The organism is Bradyrhizobium sp. SBR1B, from assembly GCF_014198205.1.
Taxonomy (GTDB): domain Bacteria; phylum Pseudomonadota; class Alphaproteobacteria; order Rhizobiales; family Xanthobacteraceae; genus Bradyrhizobium.
The window spans coordinates 36,600-58,148 of the sequence record NZ_JACIHC010000024.1 but is presented as its reverse complement, the minus strand read 5'-3'; the positions used below and the strand labels follow the sequence as shown (position 1 = coordinate 58,148).

General features: G+C 65.1%; 20 protein-coding genes. 13 read left to right on the top strand and 7 right to left on the bottom strand.

Going from position 1 to position 21,549, the window contains the following annotated elements; genetic code table 11:
• The first annotated feature begins 18 nt into the window (after nt 1-18).
• Nucleotides 19-1,221 (top strand): patatin-like phospholipase family protein, encoded by a 1,203-nt coding sequence (locus tag GGD61_RS35930; RefSeq protein WP_177237155.1) that lies wholly within the window; start codon nt 19-21, stop codon nt 1,219-1,221.
• On the opposite strand, the gene GGD61_RS35925 is transcribed toward GGD61_RS35930, so the two are convergent.
• Nucleotides 1,213-2,457 carry an amidase gene (locus tag GGD61_RS35925; RefSeq protein WP_092257613.1) on the bottom strand — a complete coding sequence of 415 codons (1,245 nt, stop codon included), beginning with the start codon at nt 2,455-2,457 and terminating at the stop codon, nt 1,213-1,215. The two genes, GGD61_RS35930 and GGD61_RS35925, sit on opposite strands and share 9 nt — an antisense overlap.
• Before the next feature lie 91 nt (nt 2,458-2,548).
• On the opposite strand from GGD61_RS35925, the gene dprA reads away from it, so the two are divergent.
• On the top strand, nt 2,549-3,691 hold the full coding sequence (dprA, locus tag GGD61_RS35920) for a DNA-processing protein DprA (protein WP_092257616.1): 1,143 nt from the start codon (nt 2,549-2,551) through the stop codon (nt 3,689-3,691).
• On the opposite strand, the gene GGD61_RS35915 is transcribed toward dprA, so the two are convergent.
• A complete protein-coding gene (locus tag GGD61_RS35915) occupies nt 3,688-4,110 on the bottom strand; it encodes a helix-turn-helix domain-containing protein (protein ID WP_092257620.1) in 423 nt (140 codons plus the stop codon). The two genes, dprA and GGD61_RS35915, sit on opposite strands and share 4 nt — an antisense overlap.
• Nucleotides 4,111-4,193: 83 nt before the next feature.
• On the opposite strand from GGD61_RS35915, the gene GGD61_RS35910 reads away from it, so the two are divergent.
• On the top strand, nt 4,194-4,802 hold the full coding sequence (locus GGD61_RS35910) for an FMN-dependent NADH-azoreductase (RefSeq protein WP_092257623.1): 609 nt from the start codon (nt 4,194-4,196) through the stop codon (nt 4,800-4,802).
• Nucleotides 4,803-4,873: 71 nt separating this feature from the next.
• On the opposite strand, the gene GGD61_RS35905 is transcribed toward GGD61_RS35910, so the two are convergent.
• Entirely contained in the window at nt 4,874-5,647 is a 774-nt protein-coding gene (locus tag GGD61_RS35905; RefSeq protein ID WP_026202489.1) for an SDR family oxidoreductase, read from the bottom strand.
• 121 nt (nt 5,648-5,768) lie between these two features.
• Here GGD61_RS35905 and GGD61_RS35900 point away from each other — a divergent pair, with 121 nt between their 5' ends.
• Both GGD61_RS35900 and GGD61_RS35895 read left to right on the top strand, forming a co-directional pair.
• A complete protein-coding gene (locus GGD61_RS35900; protein ID WP_018321112.1) occupies nt 5,769-6,236 on the top strand; it encodes a helix-turn-helix domain-containing protein in 468 nt (155 codons plus the stop codon).
• Nucleotides 6,237-6,442: 206 nt separating this feature from the next.
• The gene (locus GGD61_RS35895) at nt 6,443-6,970 is read left to right on the top strand and encodes a flavodoxin family protein (protein ID WP_246786133.1); all 528 of its coding nucleotides are present in this window, start codon (nt 6,443-6,445) and stop codon (nt 6,968-6,970) included.
• Between the two features lie 311 nt (nt 6,971-7,281).
• Here GGD61_RS35895 and GGD61_RS35890 read toward each other — a convergent pair whose 3' ends face one another.
• Entirely contained in the window at nt 7,282-7,545 is a 264-nt protein-coding gene (locus GGD61_RS35890) for a hypothetical protein (RefSeq protein ID WP_183232104.1), read from the bottom strand.
• Nucleotides 7,546-7,772: 227 nt separating this feature from the next.
• Here GGD61_RS35890 and topA point away from each other — a divergent pair, with 227 nt between their 5' ends.
• Genes topA through GGD61_RS35870 form a run of 4 tightly spaced genes read left to right on the top strand, consistent with a single transcriptional unit; the run spans nt 7,773 to nt 14,124 of the window.
• The gene (gene topA, locus GGD61_RS35885) at nt 7,773-10,517 is read left to right on the top strand and encodes a type I DNA topoisomerase (RefSeq protein ID WP_092257632.1); all 2,745 of its coding nucleotides are present in this window, start codon (nt 7,773-7,775) and stop codon (nt 10,515-10,517) included.
• A 20-nt stretch (nt 10,518-10,537) separates the two neighbouring features.
• The gene (rnr, locus tag GGD61_RS35880) at nt 10,538-12,907 is read left to right on the top strand and encodes a ribonuclease R (RefSeq protein WP_092257635.1); all 2,370 of its coding nucleotides are present in this window, start codon (nt 10,538-10,540) and stop codon (nt 12,905-12,907) included.
• Nucleotides 12,901-13,341, top strand: coding sequence for a DUF983 domain-containing protein (locus GGD61_RS35875; protein ID WP_092257638.1), 441 nt, complete (start codon nt 12,901-12,903; stop codon nt 13,339-13,341). Before rnr ends, GGD61_RS35875 begins: the two co-directional genes overlap by 7 nt.
• A gap of 30 nt (nt 13,342-13,371) precedes the next feature.
• Complete coding sequence (locus GGD61_RS35870) at nt 13,372-14,124, top strand: NUDIX domain-containing protein (protein ID WP_018321117.1); 753 nt, start codon at nt 13,372-13,374, stop codon at nt 14,122-14,124.
• Between the two features lie 102 nt (nt 14,125-14,226).
• Here GGD61_RS35870 and GGD61_RS35865 read toward each other — a convergent pair whose 3' ends face one another.
• Both GGD61_RS35865 and GGD61_RS35860 read right to left on the bottom strand, forming a co-directional pair.
• Complete coding sequence (locus GGD61_RS35865; protein ID WP_183232103.1) at nt 14,227-15,528, bottom strand: metallophosphoesterase; 1,302 nt, start codon at nt 15,526-15,528, stop codon at nt 14,227-14,229.
• Nucleotides 15,529-15,591: 63 nt separating this feature from the next.
• Nucleotides 15,592-16,134: a hypothetical protein gene (locus GGD61_RS35860; protein WP_092257644.1), complete on the bottom strand. Its 543-nt coding sequence runs from the start codon at nt 16,132-16,134 to the stop codon at nt 15,592-15,594.
• A 212-nt stretch (nt 16,135-16,346) separates the two neighbouring features.
• On the opposite strand from GGD61_RS35860, the gene GGD61_RS35855 reads away from it, so the two are divergent.
• From GGD61_RS35855 to GGD61_RS35845, 3 genes are all read left to right on the top strand, one after another.
• Entirely contained in the window at nt 16,347-17,672 is a 1,326-nt protein-coding gene (locus tag GGD61_RS35855; protein WP_183232106.1) for an LLM class flavin-dependent oxidoreductase, read from the top strand.
• Between the two features lie 208 nt (nt 17,673-17,880).
• Complete coding sequence (gene rpmG, locus GGD61_RS35850; protein WP_007603295.1) at nt 17,881-18,048, top strand: 50S ribosomal protein L33; 168 nt, start codon at nt 17,881-17,883, stop codon at nt 18,046-18,048.
• 470 nt (nt 18,049-18,518) lie between these two features.
• Nucleotides 18,519-19,070 carry a hypothetical protein gene (locus GGD61_RS35845; protein ID WP_177237156.1) on the top strand — a complete coding sequence of 184 codons (552 nt, stop codon included), beginning with the start codon at nt 18,519-18,521 and terminating at the stop codon, nt 19,068-19,070.
• A 193-nt stretch (nt 19,071-19,263) separates the two neighbouring features.
• On the opposite strand, the gene GGD61_RS35840 is transcribed toward GGD61_RS35845, so the two are convergent.
• A complete protein-coding gene (locus GGD61_RS35840) occupies nt 19,264-20,502 on the bottom strand; it encodes an MFS transporter (protein ID WP_092257647.1) in 1,239 nt (412 codons plus the stop codon).
• A gap of 129 nt (nt 20,503-20,631) precedes the next feature.
• Between GGD61_RS35840 and GGD61_RS35835 the strand changes: the two genes are divergently transcribed.
• A complete protein-coding gene (locus tag GGD61_RS35835; protein WP_092257799.1) occupies nt 20,632-21,240 on the top strand; it encodes a TetR/AcrR family transcriptional regulator in 609 nt (202 codons plus the stop codon).
• Nucleotides 21,241-21,549: the final 309 nt, after the last annotated feature.

Below are 21,549 nucleotides of genomic sequence, written 5' to 3'. Positions count from 1 at the left end.
GTTACGCGGTTGCTCAGAATGAGCGAGAAGATTGACGGCGCGCATGACGGGGTTGGTTCGCAGGGCACGGCGGCAAGCCGGCTGCTGTCGGCGACCAATATCTGGTCCGATGCGCCCGCACCGCCGCCTGCGCCAAAGCTCACTGCCGTTTCGCCGCCGGCTCCGCCACCTGCCCCCGTCGCTCCCGCTCCTGTTGTAGTCGAGGTCCGACCTGCGGCTGCCCAGGTTGCATCGGCGCAGGCTCGCGCCACCCCCTGGCCGCCGCGAAAGCTCTCGCTGGCGCTGCAGGGCGGCGGCACCTTTGCCGCCTTCACCTGGGGCGTGCTGGAGCGGCTGCTGGAAGAGCCGATCGAGATCGACACCATCAGCGGCGCCAGTGCCGGCGCCATTAATGCGCTCCTGCTCGCCTCCGGCCTTGCCGAAGGCGGCCGCGAAGCGGCACGGGCACGACTGAGCCGATTCTGGCTCCGCCTGCTGCACGAGGCCTCGTTCCGCTCGCTGATGCTGGTCGGTGGCTTCTCGCCGGCGGGAAGCTCGGTCGCGTTCGGTCCGACGCTGCGCTCCGGCCAGTTCGATCCTTTCGATCTCGATCCGCTGCGACAGGCGCTGTCGCGAGACATCAATTTCGCCGCGCTGCTCAATCCGGACTGCCCGAAGCTCTTGATCGCGGCGACACGGATCCGCGACGGGCAGCAGCACATCTTCCGCAACGACGCCATCACCGCCGACGTCGCGCTGGCCTCGACCTGTCCGCCCCTGGTTCACTGCGCCGTCGAGATCGAGGGCGAAGCCTATTGGGACGGCGGCTTTGGCGGCAACCCGCCCTTGCTGCGGCTGGCGCAGGACACGACGACGTCCGATGTCCTGCTCGTCCAGGTCACGCCGGCGCGCGACAGCTACGTACCGATCACGCTCGCCGCGATCGACCGCCGGCTCGACCAGATCGCGGCCAACGCCGCCCTCAATGCCGAGATCGCCGCGATCGCCTGGACGCAGGCGCATGCCGCGCCGTCGCTGCGCCTCACCAGGATCGCGGCGGAAGATTCCGTTGACGGCCTGGCGCAACGTTCGTCCACCGATCTCGGCCGCGGCTTCATTCGCCTGCTGCACCGGAGCGGCCGCGCAGCCGCAGAGCGCTGGCTCGGGCAAGATGCAAAGGTCGGCGCACCGCTCTCTGCGCCCGCACAGTCCCTTGTCGCGTCCGAACCCGCGCTAGCCTGACTTCGCCACCGCGTTCTCCAGGAACCATGCCGCCGCGAGTGCGACCGGATCGTTGCCGAAGCGCGCGATCACCTGCACGCCGATCGGCAGGCCCCCCGCCTTCAGCACCGGCACGTTGACGCAAGGATTGCCCATCAGCGTCCACAGCCGGTTGTAGCGAGGATCACCTGTCGTCGCGAGCTCCTTGGCCGGTGCCGTGCCGGGCGCCGAATAGGTCAAGAGCACGTCGACGCGCTCGAACAATTCGCCCAGCTCGCGGCGGCCACGTCGGCTGATCCGGCGTGCCTCGTCATATTCCTTCGGCGTCAGATGGGCGGTCGCATCGAGGCTTGCCCGCAGCATCGGCGCGATCTCGTCGTGACGCTCGGAAAACTCCCAGGCCAGCGCGCGATGCGCCTCAAAATCCTGGACGATGGGATGGATGCGCCAGGCCTCCTGCACCGCCTCGGGCAGATCAATAACCTGCACGCTGGCACCGGCGCGCTCCGCCGCCTTGATCGCGGCCTGCAAGCCTTCTTCGGCCGCCGGCTCCACGGCACCGGCAAATTCCTGCCGGACGACGCCAATGCGTGGCGCCTTGGCCGGGACGATGCCGGAAAACTCGGTGCGGCCCGTCATCGCCAAAAGTCCGCGCGCAAGATCCTCCGCACGCGCGCCGAACAGGCCGACCGTGTCGAGCGCCCACGAATAGCACTTCACGCCAACCGTCGGCAGCATGCGGAACGACGGCTTGATCGCGGCAGTCCCGCAATAGGCCGCGGGCCGGATCACCGAGCCGCCGGTTTGGGTGCCCAGCGCCAGCGGGATCATGCCGGCACCGACCGCCGCCGCCGAGCCCGAGGATGAGCCGCCCGGCGAGTGGCCGAGATTGTGCGGGTTGAGCGTCGGGGTTGGATCGCGCGACGCGAATGCCGTGGTCGTGGTCTTGCCGATGATGGTGGCGCCTGCCCGCTTCAGCATCATGACAACAGGCGCATCGCTGCGCGGCTGCCAGCCGCGATAGATCTCCGAGCCCATCTCGGTCGGCATATTGGCGGTGTCGATGATGTCCTTGATGCCAACCGCGATGCCCCGCAGCGGGCCGGAGGCCTGCGCCTTCGCGGATTTGTCATGACGGACGAAGGCGCGAACATCCTTCTCTTTGGCCTCGATCGCCGCATGCGACTGGGCGATGGCGGCATCGGGCGAGAGCTCGCCCGCTTCGATGCGGCGCTGGAGGTCGGCGAGTGAGATCATGGCAATACCCTTCTTATTGGGATCGCTTTTAGCATCGGGGCGAGGCCACGCAAGCGCACGCCGCTGTTGCGCAACGCCCTCAGGTTGTTCCATGCTGTCTCCACAAGGAGACGCCGTGGACGCCATCAATCCGAGCGTGGAGCTGACCGAGGCTGAGCGGATCGACCGTCTGCGGCTGATCCGCTCCGACAATGTGGGCCCGCGCACTTTTCGCTCGCTGGTGGATCATTTCGGCAGCCCGCGCGCCGCACTGGAGCGGCTGCCTGATCTGGCGCGCCGCGGCGGCGCGCAGCGGTCGGGGCGCATCTATAGCGCGGACGAGGCCAAGGCCGAGCTCGCCGCCAGCCGCAAATTCGGCATTGCCTGGCGCGCACCCGGCGAGGACGGCTATCCGGCCCGGCTGGCGATGATCGACGATGCGCCGCCGCTGCTCGCGGTGCGCGGCGATACGAAGACCTTGATGCGGCCGATGATCGCCATCGTCGGCTCGCGCAACGCCTCCGGCGCCGGGCTGAAATTCGCAGGCCTGCTGGCGCGCGAGCTCGGCGAAGCCGGATTCATCGTCATCTCCGGGCTCGCCCGCGGCGTCGATCAGGCCGCCCATCGCGCCAGTGTCGCAAGCGGGACGATCGCGGTGCTCGCCGGTGGACATGATTGCGTCTATCCGCCCGAGCATGGCGACCTGCTCGCAGCGATCCTCGACCACGCGGGGGCTGCGATCTCCGAGATGCCACTCGGCCACGAACCGCGCGCCCGCGACTTTCCCCGGCGCAACCGCCTGATCTCGGGCGCCTCGCTCGGCGTCGTCGTGGTGGAAGCGGCGCACCGCTCGGGCTCGCTGATCACCGCGAGGATGGCGGCCGAACAGGGCCGCGAGGTGTTCGCCGTGCCCGGCTCGCCGCTCGATCCGCGTGCCGCCGGCGCCAATGATCTGATCAAGCAGGGCGCGACCCTCGTCACGGAAGCTGCCGACATCATCAATGCTGTCGCACCGATCATGGAGCGGCCGCTGATGCACCCCGTGAGCGAGCCCGACAGCGAGCCGTTCGAGAGCGATCCGCAGGGCCACGACCGCAACCAGATCACCGGCCTGCTCGGCCCCACCCCGATCTCGATCGACGATCTCGTGCGGATGTCCGGCGCCTCACCTGCGATCGTGCGCACCGTGCTGCTGGAGCTCGAGCTCGCCGGCAAGCTGGAGCGTCACGGCGGCGGGCTGGTGTCGCTGATCTAGCGATCGTTGCGCTCGTCGAAGCGCATGCGCGCCGAAGCGATCTGCTGCTGATGCGCGATCGCCCACTCGCCGAGTGCCTTGACCGGCTGTTGGAGACCACGGCCGAGATCGGTCAACTCATAGTCGACCCGCGGCGGGATGGTGGGGAAGATCGTGCGCGTAACGAGGCCGTCGCGCTCCAGCCCCCGCAGCGTCAATGTCAGCATGCGCTGCGAGATGCCGTTGATCATGCGCTTAAGCTCGTTGAAGCGCTTCGGCCCGTCGCTCAGCATCATGATGACGAACACGCTCCATTTGTCACCGACCCGAGACAGCACGGAGGCGACCCCACGGCAGTCCGCATGGTCGGGATGCGGCATCGGATCGGGCCTCGGCGTCGCAGGAAAACCGGTGTTCTTAGGTTTCAAAGATGTGCCCATGGCTCAAAAAAGTGCGTTCTTGCGGGGTTTTCGATAGTCACTCATGTAGCTCTGGTTACAAACTTATACCAGGGTGACTCCAAATGAAACTGCTTCATCTCGACTCCAGTGTGCTCGGCCCCCACTCCGTCTCCAGGCAGGTCTCCGCCGCCATCGTCGACCGGCTCCGGCAGGCGACGCCCTCACTGGACATCACTTATCGCGACCTGACCCAGACCCCGCTGGCCCACCTCTCGGGATCGCACCTCGCCGCCGCGCAAGGCGCGCCCGCGCCGGCGGAACTCGGACCCGACCTCGCCGCGAGCGCAGCTGCGCTGGATGAGTTCCTGGCCGCCGACATCGTCGTGATCGGCGCGCCCATGTACAACTTTACCATTCCCAGCCAGCTCAAGGCCTGGATCGATCGCATCCTGGTGGTGGGGAAGACCTTCAAATACGGCGCAGCCGGGCCCGAGGGGCTCGCCGGCGGTAAGCGCGTGATCGTGGCGATCTCACGCGGCGGCTATTATGGCGCGGAGACGCCGTATGCGGCCGGCGAGCATCTCGAAACCTATCTGCGCTGGGTGTTCGGCTTCATGGGCATCACCGGCGTCGAATTCATTCCGGCCGACGGCGTCCAGGTCGGCCCGGACCACCGCGAGAAGTCGCTGGCCGGCGCCCTTCAGGCAGCGACCAGCCTGCGCGCGGCATAGTCCTCGCGAGCGCAGAACCGTCCGGCGCAACACACGATCTGCGCCGGACGACTTAAGGCTCGGAGGAGCGATCAACCGCGATAGATCGGCGCGCCGCTCGGCGAGGCCACCGCGCCGCCGTCGACGAAGATCTCCTGGCCCTGTACGTGCGCGGAATCATCGGAGGCGAGGAACAGCACCGTCTTCGCAACGTGATCGGTTTCGCCGATGCGCCCCAGAGGCGTCGACAGCGCGATCCGCTTCTCGAACGCCTTCTCGGCTTCCGGTGTTGCCGTTGCAGGTCCCCAGATCGGCGTGCGGGTCGCGCCGGGCGCGACCACGTTGACGCGGATGCCGCGCGGCGACAGCTCCGAGGCCATGATCCGCGCCATCGCGCGCACGCCGGCCTTCGCGGCGCCGTAAGCCGAGTAGCCGGGAATGCCGAGGACTGAGATCACCGAGCCGTTGAGGATGATCGAGGCATTGTCGCTGAGATAAGGCAGTGCCGCCTGCACCGTGAAGAATACGCTTGTCAGGTTCGTGCTGATGACCTTCTCGAAGACCTCGAGCGTGGCCGAGCCGAGCGGCGTGCCGCCGGCGATGCCGGCGTTGGCGAACACGATGTCGAACTTGCCGAACTTCTCGGCGCCCTGCTTGATCGCAGCTTCCGTCGCGGCGATGTCGGTGGCGTCCGCGGCGAGCGCGAGCGCGTTCGGCCCGAGCTCCTTGGCCGCCGCCTCCAGCGTCTGTTTGTTGCGTCCGGTGATGACCACCTTGGCGCCTTCGGCCACGAACAGTTTTGCGGTCGCAAGGCCAATGCCGCTGTTGCCGCCGGTGATCAGGGCCGTCTTGTTCTTCAGTCTCACGTTCGCCTCCAGTGGTTGCATCATAAAACTATGTTGCCATCTAGGGCATATGGTTTTATCATGCAACCACACAAGCGCGTGATCGGCACACCGGTCGTGCGAACGCGACAGGACCGGAACGATGGTGAAACGAACTAGCTTCGAGGGCGATGCCTGCCCGATCGCGAGATCGCTGGACGCGCTCGGCGATTGGTGGTCGCTGCTGATCATCCGCGAGGCGCTGTTCGGCCTGCGCCGCTTCGGCGAATTCCAGAGCAAGCTCGGCATGGCCAAGAATATTTTGTCGGTCCGGCTGCGCTCGCTGGTCGACCACGGCATCCTGGCAACCGCCCCGGCCTCCGACGGCAGCGCCTACCAGGAATATGTGCTGACGCCGAAGGGCCGCGGTACCTTCCCGATCCTGGTGGCGCTCAGGCAATGGAGCGAGGAGTTCGACGACGCGCCTGAGGAGATCGCGACCATTTTGGTGGATCGCGCCAAGGGCCGCCCGGTGAAGAAGCTGGAAATGCGTGCGGAGGATGGCCGGCTGCTTAGCCCGGCGGATACGACACTGAAGCCACGGCCGGCGTCGCGACGGCGGTCGGCGTGACGAGCCCGGCTCTCGCCACACCGTCAATGCGAGGAGCCCTTGCGACGAAGCAATCCAGACTGCCCCCCGCGGAAAGACTCTGGATTGCTTCCGCCTTCGCCAAGGCTTCGGCGGACAAGTCGCTGAGCTCGCAATGACGGGGTGGCGGGACTTGTGCAAAGTCTCGGCAACGTCAAAGATGGCTAGGCATCCCAAAGCGTCATCCCATGCCCCTGCTCGCCATCGTCTATTTTTCCATCTCCGGCACCACTGAGACGCTGGCGCATGCAGTGGCGCGCGGAGCGGATGGCATAGCGCACGTCGCGCTTTGTCGCATCACAGGCGACGATATCGTGTCGGGCCGCTTCCAGAATGAGAGCTTATTGAACACGATCGACCGCGCCAGCGCGGTCGCATTTGGCAGCCCGACCTACATGGGCGGAGCAGCGGCGCAATTCAAAGCCTTCGCAGACGCCTCAAGCGACCGGTGGACCCAGCAGCGATGGGCCAACAAGTTCGCAGCTGGCTTCACCACGGGGGCTCTCGCGGGGGGCGATCAACTCCACACCTTGACCTACTTCTCCATTCTGGCTGCGCAGCACGGCATGCTCTGGTGCTGGATATTCCGGGCGGGGAGGATCCGAGCGGCCGGAATCGGTTGGGCAGCCAACTTGGCTTGGCCACACACTTGGTTGGCGGCTTGTTACCCCAAAGCGACGTCAGCACGGCCGAATATCTCGGCCAGCGATTGGTGACAATGGCCAGCCGCAACGGCTAACCTCACCGTCCATTGAGCACGGCGAAGCAATCCAGACTGCCGCCGCGGAAAGACTCTGGATTGCTTCCGCCTTCGCCAAGGCTTCGGCGGACAAGTCGCTACGCTCGCAAATGACGGGGATAGAACGGCGCCCATATCTTGCACCGTCACCCTGAGGTGCTCGCCTCTTCGGCGAGCCTCGAAGGGCGACGGCCCGGCTGCATCCCGGCCGTGCATCCTTCGAGGCTCCCGGCGCGATGCCTTGCATCGCGCCACTCGCGCCTCATGATGACGGGTTGGATAGTGCCCTCACGACAGCTTGCGCTTGCTCCGCAGCCTCACATGCTCGTCGGCCTCGAGCTTGGTCATGCCCAGGAGATAGTGCAGCACGTCGAGCTTGTGGCGCTCGGCGAGCTTGCGCAAGGCCCCGACCTGCTCGGCGATGAAGGCCCCGACCTGCTCGGCGATGAAGGCGACGGCCTCGTCGACGCCGCCTTCCCCCGGTTCCTCGTGACGCGAGCCTCCCGGCGCGCCTGATGCGGCGCGCGCCCGTTTCTTTCCCGGCCTAGTCACCAGACCCCACCCGAATCCATGCCCCGCCGAAACATTACGCCGACATCGACCGCAACTCCAAGGTGGTATTTTGCAACTTTCTCGATATGAAACTTTTCTCATCCGGGCGGCTTTCAACAGCCTTCGATTTGACAGCGAGGGCCTCACCACCCATGTTCGGGGCGAAACGGCCGACCCGAGTCCTTTCGTTTTCGGCCTCAGATTTTCCCGTAAGTTACTGGAACTACATGAATATCGTCATTGTGGAGTCGCCGGCGAAAGCCAAGACGATCAACAAATATTTGGGCTCGTCCTATGAGGTTCTGGCCTCGTTCGGCCATGTCCGCGACCTGCCCGCGAAGAACGGCTCCGTCGATCCCGACGCCAATTTCAAGATGATCTGGGAGGTCGACCCCAAGGCGGCCGGCCGGCTCAACGACATCGCCAAGTCCCTGAAGAACGCCGACCGCCTGATTCTCGCCACCGACCCTGATCGCGAGGGCGAGGCCATCTCCTGGCACGTGCTCGAGGTGCTGAAGGAAAAGCGTGCGCTGAAGGACCAGAAGATCGAGCGGGTGGTGTTCAACGCCATCACCAAGCAGGCGGTCTCGGACGCGATGAAGCATCCGCGCCAGATCGACGGCGCGCTGGTCGACGCCTATATGGCGCGCCGGGCGCTGGACTATCTGGTCGGCTTCACCCTCTCCCCGGTGCTGTGGCGGAAGCTGCCGGGCGCCCGCTCCGCCGGCCGCGTGCAGTCGGTGGCGCTGCGCCTCGTCTGCGACCGCGAGCTCGAGATCGAGAAGTTCGTGCCGCGGGAATATTGGTCGCTGATCGCGACCCTGCTCACCCCGCGCGGCGATGCGTTCGAGGCCCGCCTGGTCGGCGCTGACGGCAAGAAGATCCAGCGCCTCGACATCGGAACCGGCGCGGAAGCCGAAGACTTCAAGAAGGCGCTGGAGACGGCCGCCTACACCGTGACCTCGGTCGATGCGAAGCCGGCCCGGCGCAATCCGCAGGCGCCCTTCACCACCTCGACGCTGCAGCAGGAAGCCAGCCGCAAATACGGCTTTGCGCCGGCGCACACGATGCGCATCGCCCAGCGCCTTTATGAGGGCATCGACATCGGCGGCGAGACCACCGGACTCATTACTTATATGCGTACCGACGGCGTGCAGATCGCCCCCGAGGCGATCACCCAGGCGCGCAAGGTGATCGGCGAGGATTACGGCAACGCCTACGTGCCGGACGCGCCGCGCCAGTACCAGGCCAAGGCCAAGAACGCCCAGGAAGCGCACGAAGCGATCCGCCCGACCGACATGTCGCGCCGCCCCGACAGCATGAGCCGCAAGCTCGATGCCGATCAGGCGCGGCTTTATGAGCTGATCTGGAAGCGCACCATCGCCAGCCAGATGGAATCGGCCGAGCTGGAGCGCACCACCGTCGACATCACGGCGAAGGCAGGCTCCCGCACGCTGGAGCTGCGCGCCACCGGCCAGGTGGTCAAGTTCGACGGTTTCCTCGCGCTCTACCAGGAAGGCCGCGACGACGAGGAGGACGAGGACTCCCGCCGTCTGCCCGCGATGAGCCCGAACGACGCGCTGAAGCGACAGTCGCTTGCCGTCACCCAGCACTTCACCGAGCCGCCGCCGCGCTTCTCCGAGGCTTCGCTGGTCAAGCGCATGGAAGAGCTCGGCATCGGCCGGCCCTCGACCTATGCCTCGATCCTCCAGGTCCTGAAGGACCGCGGCTACGTCAAGCTGGAGAAGAAGCGCCTGCACGGCGAGGACAAGGGCCGCGTCGTGATCGCGTTCCTCGAGAGCTTTTTCGCTCGCTACGTCGAATACGACTTCACCGCGGGCCTCGAAGAGCAGCTCGACCGTATCTCCAACAACGAGATCTCCTGGCAGCAGGTGCTGAAGGATTTCTGGACCGGCTTCATTGGCGCCGTCGACGAGATCAAGGATCTGCGCGTAGCCCAGGTGCTCGACGTCCTCGACAATATGCTGGGCCAGCACATCTATCCGCCGCGCGCGGATGGCGGCGATATCAGGCAGTGCCCGAGCTGCGGCAATGGCCGGCTGAATCTCAAGGCCGGCAAGTTCGGTGCCTTCGTCGGCTGCTCGAATTATCCGGAGTGCCGCTACACCCGTCAGCTCGCCGCCGATGGCGAAGCGACCGCTGACCGTTCGCTGGGCCAGGACCCCGAGACGGGGCGCGATGTCTGGGTCAAGGCCGGCCGCTTCGGGCCCTATATCCAGCTCGGCGATCAGAAGGATTATGAGGACGGCGAGAAGCCGAAGCGCGCCGGCATTCCGAAGGGCACCTCGCCCGGCGATGTCGAGCTCGAGCTTGCGCTGAAGCTGCTGTCGCTGCCGCGCGAGATCGGCAAGCATCCGGAGACTGGCCAGCCGATCACCGCAGGCCTCGGCCGCTTCGGGCCGTTCGTCAAGCATGAGAAGACCTATGCCAGCCTGGAGGCCGGCGACGAGGTGTTCGACATCGGTCTCAACCGCGCGGTGACGCTGATCGCGGAAAAGGTCGCCAAGGGCCCGAGCCGCCGGTTCGGCGCCGATCCCGGCAAGGCGATCGGCGATCATCCCTCGCTCGGCACCGTCACCGTGAAGAGCGGCCGCTACGGCGCCTATGTCACCGCGGGCGGCGTCAACGCGACGATCCCCGCCGAGTTCGAAAAGGACACCGTCACGCTGGCCCAGGCGATTGCGCTGATCGACGAGCGCGCAGCCAAAGGCGGCGGCAAGAAGCCGAAGAAGGCGGCGAAGCCGGCCAAGGCCAAGAAGACTACGGCGAAGGCTGCGGACGGCGATGACGCCGCACCGAAACCGAAAAAGGCCGCCGCGAAGAAGGCGGCCAAAACCAAATCCGAATCCACCAGCAAGGCGCGCGCAGCCGTGTCGTCGACCGCAAAAACGTCGCCGACCAAGGCCGCCGCCCCCAAGGCTCCGGCCAAGAAGAGCGCCGGCAAGACTTGAGATCAAGAATTAGAGGTTAAGTGAAACGCAAGAATGACCGTGGCTTTCCCGACAGGCAAGCCATCGTCGCCTTCATCAAGGCAAATCCCGGAAAGGTCGGGACCCGCGAAATTGCGCGCGAGTTCGGCCTGAAGAACGCCGATCGCGTCGAGCTCAAGCGCATATTGCGCGAGCTCGCCGACGACGGAACCATCAAGAAGAAGCGCCACAAGGTGTCCGAGCCGGACGCGCTGCCGCCGACGCTGGTCGCCGACATTACCGGCCGCGACGCCGACGGCGAATTGATCGCCTCCCCCACCGAATGGGACGAGGTCGAGAGTGGCGAGCCCCCCAAAATCCGCATCCAGATGCCGCGCCGGCCGAAGCCAGGCACCGTCGCCGGCGTCCGCGATCGCGTGCTGCTGCGCGTCGAGCGCACGGACGACACCGAAGGCCCGGCCTATCGCGGCCACATCATCAAGGTCTTCGACAAGGCCAAGAGCCGCATCCTCGGCGTGTTCCGCGCGCTTCCCGAAGGCGGCGGGCGGCTCGTCCCCGTCGACAAGAAGTCCGCCGACCGCGAGCTGAACATCGCCGCGGCCGACACGCATGGCGCGCAGGACGGCGATCTCGTCAGTGTCGACATTGTCCGCACGCGCAGCTTTGGGCTGGCGTCCGGCCGCGTGAAGGAGAAGCTCGGCTCGGTCAAGTCGGAGAAGGCGATCAGCCTGATCGCGATCTACGCCCACGACATCCCGCTGCAATTCTCCTCCGCCGCGATGCGCGATGCGGAAGCGGCGGAGCCCGCGAACCTGAAGGGCCGCGAGGATTGGCGCGACGTGCCGCTTCTCACCATCGATCCGCCCGACGCCAAGGATCACGACGACGCGGTGCATGCTGAGGCCGATCCCGATCCCAACAACAAGGGCGGCTTCATCGTCAACGTCGCCATTGCCGATGTCAGCTTCTACGTACAGCCGGGCAGCGCGCTCGACCGCGACGCGCTCGATCGCGGCAATTCGGTCTATTTCCCCGACCGCGTCGTACCGATGCTGCCCGAGCGGATCTCGAACGATCTCTGCTCGCTGGTGCCGGGCGAGCCGCGTGGCGCGCTCGCGGTGCGCATGGTGCTCGGCCCCGACGGCCGCAAGCGCTCGCACAGCTTCCACCGCATCCTCATGCGCTCGGCGGCAAAGCTGAGCTACGCGCAGGCGCAGGCCGCGATCGACGGACGGCCCGACGACACCACCGGCCCCCTGCTCGATCCGATCTTGCGGCCGCTCTACGCCGCCTATGCCTGCGCCAAGCGCGCGCGAGACGAGCGCGATCCGCTCAATCTCGATCTGCCCGAGCGCAAGATCCTCTTGAAGAGCGACGGCACGGTCGACCGCGTCGTCGTCCCTGAGCGACTCGATGCGCACAAGCTGATCGAGGAGTTCATGATCCTCGCCAATGTCGCGGCGGCCGAGATGCTGGAGAAGAAATCGCTGCCGCTAATCTACCGCGTGCACGACGAGCCGACCTTGGAGAAGGTCCACGCACTCGCCGAATTTCTGGAAACGCTCGACGTTCCCTTCGCCAAATCAGGCGCGCTGCGTCCCACCACATTCAACCGCGTGCTGGCCCAGCTCGAAGGCCATGATTACTATCCGCTGGTCAGCGAGGTCGTGCTGCGTGCCCAGGCGCAGGCCGAATACTCGTCCGAGAACTATGGGCACTTCGGCCTGAATTTGCGCCGCTACGCGCATTTCACTTCGCCGATCCGCCGCTATGCCGACCTCGTCGTGCACCGCGCGCTGGTCCGCGCGCTCGGCCTCGGCGAAGGCGCCCTGCCCGACAGCGAGACGCCGGAAACCTTAAGCGAGGTCGCAGCCCACATCTCGGTGACCGAGCGACGCGCGATGAAGGCGGAACGCGAGACCGTCGACCGGCTCATTGCCCATCACCTGGCTGATCGCATCGGCGCGAGTTTCCAGGGCCGGGTCTCCGGCGTCACCCGCGCCGGCCTGTTCGTCAAGCTCGCTGAGACTGGTGCGGACGGCCTGATCCCGATCCGATCCCTCGGCACGGAATATTTCAACTATGACGAGGGCCGACACGCCCTCGTCGGCACGCGCAGCCGCACCATGTATCAGCTCGGCGACGTGGTCGACGTCCGCCTGATCGAGGCAGCGCCGATCGCGGGCGCGCTGCGCTTCGAGCTGCTGTCGTCCTCCAGTGAGACCGCGCCGCGCGAACGCAGGTCATCCGGTCCGCAGCGCCGCCCCTCATTCAAGGCGCATCCCGGACGCAGCCCGGATAGAAAACGCAAGCCGCCGAAGCCAAAATCCGGCAAACCGAAGAAGGGCCAGGGAAAGAATAAAGGAAAGAACAAGGGAAAAGGCGGCGGTAAAAAGGGCAAAGCATGGTGACGATGAGCACGGCCCCAAAAATCTGGACGCGCGAGACGGGTCTCGTCGAGAAGCGCGATCTCTGGACGGCGATGAAGCGCGGCTTTCGCGGCCGCTGCCCGCGCTGTGGCGAGGGCAAGCTGTTCCGCGCCTTCCTGAAGACCGCAGACGATTGCGCCAGCTGCGGCCTCGATTTCACGCCGCACCGCGCCGACGATCTGCCCGCCTATCTCGTCATCGTCATCGTCGGTCACATCGTGGTGCCCACGATCCTCTGGATCGAGACCAATTACACGACGCCGGTCTGGCTCAGCTTCGCGGCCTATCTGCCCTTCACCTTCGTCGCCTCGCTTGCGCTGCTGCAGCCGGTGAAGGGAGCTGTGGTCGGCCTGCAATGGGCTCTGCGCATGCACGGGTTTGACGAGAACCCTCCGGATGGTATTCCGCCTGTGTAAGCAAGAAGCAAAAAGCGTTTGGGTGAGGACATGACGGATATTGCGCAGGTCGCGGAGAAGGCCAAGGTCCACGAGGAGAAGGAAGCCGATCATCATCCCTATTTCCGTCCGAGGGATGCGGCAACCCTGATCCTGGTCGACCGCAGCGGCGCCATTCCGAAGGTGCTGGTCGGCAAGCGCCACGACAAGGTGGTGTTCATGCCCGGCAAGTTCGTCTTCCCGGGCGGACGCGTCGACAAGGCCGACTATCGCGTGCCCTGCGCTGCGCCCATCACCGCCGAGCTGGAGGCCAATCTCGCCAAGGGCAGCCCGAAGACGCCGGCCTCGCGCGCGAAGTCGCTCGCCATTGCCGCGATCCGCGAGGCCTGCGAAGAAACCGGTCTCTGCCTCGGGCGCACGGCCGAGGGCAAAGTGTCAAAGCTCGACGGGCCCTGGAAGCCGTTCGCCGATGCAGGCCTCCTGCCCGATCCCTCCAGCCTGTTCCTGATCGCGCGCGCGATCACTCCGCCCGGCCGCGTCAAACGGTTCGACACGCGCTTCTTCACGGCAGACGCCTCCGCGATCACCCACCGCGTCGACGGCGTGATCCATGCAGATGCCGAACTGGTCGAGCTGGTCTGGGTCGAGCTCGGCTCGAAGCCGCTGGCCGATTTGCATCCGATGACGCGCAATGTACTCAACGAGCTCCATACCCGCCTTGCCACCGGCCCGCTGCGCCACGACGCGCCGGTGCCGTTCTTCCATTTCTACGGCGGCAAGATGCAGAAGGATATTTTGGGCTGATCTCAACGGACATCGCGGCAGTCGCCACAAGCGGACTTCCGCGCGTCACGCGATGAGCAAACTCAGGGCATCCCCCCTGAAGGCACGGTCTTCGCTGCCGCTCTATCCGTGGCCGATCGCCCAATGCCGGGGCCACACAAGCTGCTCCAGCCCTCGCGCCGTCGCAGAGGTGAACGACGACCAGCGCGTGGAGTCCTGACGACGGTACAATAGACCGCCGGGGCCCATATTCGGGTAGATCGCGACGTGAATATCGAAACCCTCGCCCGCCGGAACATCAGGTCCAAACCAATAGGTTGGGCTTCGCCCCGGCTCACGACCAACGATGGCTGTCAGAGTTTGCCTTGGTCCCCGAAGCCCAAGCCAGAACGGCGCGATCGAACCAGGCGCGAAGGCCGTGAAAATCGTCTGGGCCGTTGCAACATCGGCCGCAGCGCTTTGCCCCACAAGCCTCAGCTCGATCCGACGCCCGCTCTCCAAACGTCCGCTAAACGGTGCCTCGACATCTCCGTGCCGCAGCACTTTCCACCCGGCGGGATCAGGATCCGGTAGCGGCCATTCCATCCTCTCCCTGACGACGCCGTCGGTATCCAGCACCTGATAACGCAAGCCTTCCTCGTCAAGCGCGGCTTGAATGCAATGCAGATACTCGACGCCTTCCGGCATCCTGTGAGCCGTTCCTGCGCCCGCAGTGCAAATCTGCAGGACACCACGATGTGCCTGGACGTCGAAGGCGAGGATGTGGCTGCACAGATAGGCAAGCACGTTTTCCTTCACCAGAAGGTCCCAGAACGGACGCGCATATTCGTGGCCGATCTCGCGCTGATACGTCCCGGTAAAGCCGTTGACAGGAAACACCGGGTGATGGCCAAGGACGAGCTTGTGTCGGGCATCACCATGTTCTCTGAGCGTGACTTCCAGCCACGCGAGCTCAACATGGCCCTCACCTCCAAGGCCACTCCAGAGCGTGTTGACGAACACCATCAGGAGGTCGCCGCGCCGCACGAAGTAAGAGAGACCGGCTTGCCCCGGCGGCCCATTGTCCGGCAGGTCCAACACTGCGCGAAACACCGCCTCGCTCATCACGTCATAGGTAGTATGGTTGCCGGTGGTGTGCCAGATCGGAGTGGCCGCACGGTCGAGCCACGCCATTTCCGTTTCCAGCCAGTATCGCCACTGCGCACGCAGAGCGTCCGGGTCCGGCGTGAGTCCGATGATCTCATCGCCCGGAAAGAGAATGAAGTCAGGCTGCGGTATCAGGCGTTGAACGACTGCGTTGACCGAGGCGAAGGTCTTTTCGTGCAAGGCACCGGGCACGCCCGAACACGAGTCACCATACAACAGAAACTGGTGGCCCTTGCCGCGCGGCAGAAGCGCGGGAATGGAATTATTCGCAGAGGTCATGGCCTTCCATCGCGTTGTTCGGCCGCGAGGATGGCAATTTCCGGAACGGGTCGCAACTAGGCCTTAGCTCTCGTCAGGCTCGGTGCCGACATAGTCGCGCGCCGGCAGTTTCAGGAGGCGGCCGATCTCGCTCGCCAACTTGTCCGCCTCCTCGCGCCTAGTGAAGCTCACCAGCGTGATCGGCTCGGTGCCCTTGTTGCCGCAGAGATTGACGTCATAGGTCGTCAGCTCGGGATCGTAGTCGTCGGTGATGCTGATGAAGTGATAATCGGCGAGATCGCGCGATGAGCGGATATTCAGCAGGCCGAACTGCCTTGTGATGACGATCTGGCGCAGCGTCTCGTTGAGCACGACGAAATAGCGGAACGTGAGCAGGATGAGGCCAGGAATGCCGACCAGCAATCCGAGCCCCGTAAACACCAGCACCGGCATGAGGTCATCGGCGAGCCTTCCGAAGCCGAAAAAATCCTGCCGCAGCCCGAGCGCGACATTCCACAGCAGATAGCCGCTCGCCGCCAGCAGCGGCAGCGACAGCAGCCGGCCGACCCATGGCATGGGCCGGTCGATGCGAACGATGCCACCGTCCACGGTCATTGCGCGGGCCATTGAAGCGTCTCCTCACGAGGTCACGGCTTAGGTCGGAGCCAGCGGTGGATTGGTTCGATGGCTCCTGCGGGCTTGCCGCGTGCCCCCCGAAATGACGCGATTGTGCTAACCGCGTCGCGAAAAACAAAAGATTCTTCCCGCCTCCCCCGATGGCGGAGTTCCGTCGCATGCCTATGTCTTTCCCCAACGTCACCAAGAACGGACACCGGGCGATGGCACAACGGCAACTCAAGCTTGGCGCGTTCATGCGCCCGATCAGCATCCACACCGGCGCCTGGCGCTATCCCGGGGCCTGGCCGGACGCCAATTTCAACTTCTCGCACATCAAGACGCTGATCCAGAAGCTCGAGGCCGGCAAGTTCAACGCCTTCTTCATGGCCGATCACCTCGCCGTGCTGAACATGCCGGTCAATGCGCTCAAGCGCAGCCACACGGTGACCTCGTTCGAGCCGTTCACGCTGCTGTCGGCGCTCTCGGCGGTCACCGAGCGGATCGGCCTGATCGCGACGGGCTCGACCACGTTTGACGAGCCCTACCACGTCGCGCGCCGCTTCGCCTCGCTCGATCATCTCAGCGGCGGCCGCGCCGGCTGGAATATCGTCACGACATCGAACCCGGACGCGGCCCTGAATTTCGGCCTCGATGATCACATGGAGCATGCCGAGCGCTACAAACGCGCCCGCGAGTTCTACGATGTCGTCACGGGCCTGTGGGATTCCTTCGCCGACGACGCCTTCGTGCGCGATGTCGAGAGCGGGCTATTTTTCGATCCCGCGAAGATGCACACGCTCGACCACAACGGCAAATATCTGAAGGTGCGCGGCCCCCTCAACATTGGCCGTCCCGTGCAGGGCTGGCCGGTGATCGTGCAGGCCGGCGCCTCCGAAGATGGCAAGCAGCTCGCGGCAGAAACGGCGGAAGCCGTGTTCACCGGCGGCGGCAGCCTCGCCGACGGACAAAAGCTCTATGCCGACATCAAGGGCCGCATGGAGAGGATCGGCCGCGATCCCGAGCATCTGAAGATCCTGCCCGGCGCATTCGTGGTGGTCGGCGACAGCGTCGATGAGGCCAAAGAGAAGCGCACGCTGCTCGACAGCCGCGTGCATTACGACAGCGCCATCGCCTCGCTCTCGGTCATCCTCGGCACCGATGCCTCGGGCTTCGACCCCGACGGCCAACTGCCTGACATCCCCGAGACCAACGCCAGCAAGAGCGGCCGGCAGCGCATGGTCGACCTTGCCAAGCGCGACAAGCTCACCGTGCGCCAGCTCGCCCAGCGCGTCGGGGGCTATGGCGGGCTGTCCTTCGTCGGCACGGCCAAAACCATCGCCGACCAGATGGAGGAATGGCTGGTCGGGCGCGGCTCCGACGGCTTCAACATCATGTTCCCGTTCCTACCCGCAGGCCTCGACGATTTCGTCGACAAGGTCGTCCCCGAGCTGCAGCAGCGCGGGATTTTCCGGAAAGAGTATGAAGGGCCCACTTTGAGGGAGAATCTGGGCCTGCCGCGGCCGAAAAACCGGTTCTTCGAGGGGTAATCGGGCCGTTTTGGGGGGCTTTTGCCGCTAGAGCCCCGTACGGGGGCTCTAGGTTGTTGTTTTTGACGCGTTTTCTTGACGCGAACCGGTGCCCACTTCGCTTGAAAACGCTTCGAAACCTTGACATCAGGCGGTTTCTGGCTAGGTTGCCGGCCAACGCGGGCCGTTTGGCCGGCTCCAGATTCCCTTCATTCCTGAGGTTCTGAACATGGCCAAAGCGGTCACCATCAAGGTCAAGCTCGTGTCCTCGGCCGACACCGGCTTCTACTACGTCGCCAAGAAGAATTCGCGCACCATGACCGACAAGCTGGTCAAGAAGAAGTACGATCCCGTGGCGCGCAAGCACGTCGAATTCCGCGAAGCCAAGATCAAGTAAGATCGCGGACAAGCTGCTGAGTTTTGCGGGGCCTTCACGGGCCCCGTTTTTCTTTACCTATCCTTCTCCGTTATCCTGAGGCGCGAGCCGTGCGATGCAGAGCATCGCGCGGAGAGCCTCGAAGGATGAACGGCCGAGATGCGGCCGGGCTGTCGCCCTTCGAGGCTCGCCCTGCGGGAAACCGCAGGACGAGCACCTCAGGGTGACGGTGAGAGAGCGCGAGCCACAGCCATATCGGCGCGCTGCGCTGCAGAGTCGTTCCCAACCGCTTCGCTTCCGCCTTCGTTCTTCGAGCTTCAGTGGACAAGCCGCCCGCATGGCGGAGCAAGCGCATTCTCTTGTTGGTTGCCATGGCGATGGCGAATTTATCGCTAAGCGATCCCTCAACCCCCGGTTGCTCAATCCTAAATGTCTGTTACCGTGCACTTACCGGCACGGAATTTCCGTCCGGATTTGGGAAGGACATGGTCATGAGATTGTCATCGAGCCTTGTCGTGCCTTCAACCATCGCTGCCTTGTCGACTGCCCTGCTGTGCGCCCCGGCCGCGTCGCAAATTCCGACCGGCTCCGCCGCTACGCTTCCCCCTGTTACGGTCGATGCGCCGAAACAGGTGGCAAAGCCGCACGTGTCGGAGCGGGGAGCAAACACAACGGCGCCGCGTCGAACTGCGTCAACCACTCGAACGGCAACCGCGCGCACGCCTTCCTATGCACCGGGTTCTGTGATGGGGAGGATAGCCAGCCTGGAGAAAGTCGCCAGCAGCTGCAACGGTGGCTGTGCATCAAGCTTCCGGCACGGCAAGGAGCCGTGGATCGGATGCAGCGAGTCGGGCGGCAATGTGAACTATGGACCCTTCTCGCCAACGTGCCGAGACACCATCACCCATTCATCCTACGAGAATTGCGTCGAGACGAAGGTGTTCCTGGGCGAGTTTCGAAACAGAGCCCACTGGTTTTGCAGCAGCCTGCAGGCCGGCAACAGGTTCAAGGTCGCCGATCTCAAGCGCTCAGGACATCGCTAGTCCATACCGCTCGCCGATTGCTGCAAGCGCTTATCCCGATCCGTCATCCTGAGGTGCGAGTGGCGCGATGCAAGAGCATCGCGCCGGGAACCTCGAAGGATGAACGGTCGAGATGCAGCCGCGCCGTCGCCCTTCGAGGCTCGCCGAAGGCGAGCACCTCAGGGTGACGGTGAGAGATACTAATCCCAGAAGCCTACGCCGCCTTCAACACTGGCGTCGGCGGCTGCGACGGCCTGACAAGCGCGAACGCCACCTGCACGATGCCCCCGGCAAGGCCGAGCGCCACGCCGATGCGCCAGGCCATGGTGTAGGAGCCGAGCGCGTCGTAGAGTACCCCGCCTCCGTAGGCGCCGAGGAAGCTGCCGATCTGGTGGCTCATGAAGGCGAGGCCCTGGATCATCGCCTGCCAGCGCAGGCCGAACATCTCGGCGACCGCGCCCGCGACCAGCGGCCCGACGCCCATCCACAGGAAGCCCATGATGGCGCCGAACAGCAGCGTCGAGAACGGCGTTGCCGGCAGCATGAAGTACCAGGCGAGCGCCAGCGAGCGCAGGATGTAGATCGCCCCCAGCAGCGCCAGCTTGTTCCAGCGCTGGCCGGCCCAGCCGAAGAACAGCGAGCCGAGGACGTTGAAGCCGCCGATCATGCCGAGCGTCTGCGCGCTCAGCATCGGATCGAGGCCGCAGATCGCGAGGTATGACGGCAGATGCGTGGTGAGGAAGACCAGTTGCATGCCGCAGACGAGATAGGCGCAGGTCATCACCACGAAGGAGGCATTGCCGAACGCGGTCCTCGCCGCGGTCGCAGCCGTGGCATCGTCGATCTCGTCGGCAGCCGGCTTCGGCAGCGGGACCTGGTCGACGCGCCCCGCGTACCACGCGGCCGGAATCATCAGCACCGACATGACGACGAAGCCGGCAAGTCCGACGCGCCAGCCAAACCCCTCATTGAGCATCTGTCCGATCGGCGCCGACAGCAGCGCGCCGAGCGAACCCGCGCCGGAGACAATGCCGAGCACAGTCGAGCGCACCGTTTCGGGCACCGCGCGCGCCGCCACCGACATCGCGATAGCGGCCGCAGTGCAGGCCAGCGACGTCCCGATCAGCACGCCCGCGCCGATCATGATGCTGACGAGGCCGTTCGCGGTCGCCATCAGAATGAGGCCCACGATGTACATCAGCGCGCCGACGATCATGATCGGGCGGAAGCCGTAGCGCACCGTCATCGCGCCGGCGAGCGGCTGGAGAAAGCCCCAGGCGAGGTTCTGCACCGCCAGCGCCAGCGTGAAATCCGAGATCGAAATGTGGATGTCGTGCGTCAGCGGCTGCATGAAGATGCCGAGGCTCTGCCGCAGCCCCATGCTCAGCGTCAGCATGATCGAGGCGCCCATCAGGATGGGCAATGTCGGACGCAGGACCTGCAGCAGGGGCATTTTCGTCTCCCTCGGGGGCACGGCGCAAATGCCGTCGTCTGAAATATCGGTTGATTTTGGTTACACAGACCTGTGTACCTAGGCTATGTTGCGCCCCAGCTGTCAAGCCAAGAGGATGCGCGTCGCTGCATGGCTCCCCCGCCCGCCCCACAGACGATGAAAGAGCGGATCCTTCAGACCGCCGACAAGCTGTTCTATCTGCAGGGCATTCGCGCCATCGGCGTTGACACCATCGCGGCCGAGATCGGCATCTCCAAGCGCACGCTCTACAACCACTTCCCGTCCAAGGACGCGCTGATCGCGGCATATCTCGAGCGCCGCTTCGTGCACGCATCCCCCTCGGACAAGCCGCCAGCCGAGCAGATTCTCGCAACCTTCGATTCGCTGGAGCGGCGGTTTGCGGCCAAGGACTTTCGCGGCTGCCCGTTCGTGAACGCGGTCGCCGAGCTCGGCCCGGCCGACCGCGCCGTGAAGAAGATCGCGGTCGCCTTCAAGGAAAGCCGCCGCCTCTGGTTTCGCGACCGCCTGGACGAGCTTGGTGTGACCGAGGCGGATGCGCTCGCAACGCAGCTGGTGCTGCTGGTCGACGGCTCGATCGCGCAGGACCTCGTGCGGGACGATCCGGCGATGGCGCGCGCGGCGAAGGAAGCGGCGAAGGTGCTGTTGCGGAATGCAGGGGTGGATGTGGGGGATGCGGGGAAGCCGGCGGAGAAGCGACGCAAGCCGACGCCACAATAACCCTCGCCGCATCGTTCGGTGTCATCACCCGCGAAAGCGGGTGATCCAGTATTCCAGAGGCAGCTGTGATTGAACCGAGAGGCCGCGGCGTACTGGATTCCCCGCTTTCGCGGGGAATGACAGCGGAGTTTGTGGAGGAAGCGTGGACGCCTGACTCCACGTCAGGCCATTTCGCGACGCTACCAACATCCTCCCTGTTTTGCCCGACGGGTCAAAGGGCGCGACGGTCCGCGCAAGCTATCTTTGCCGCGCACGTAACCCGTTGATCCGGCTAGCGCCGGCTACTGCGCATGGGGTTGTTTTCGCGAA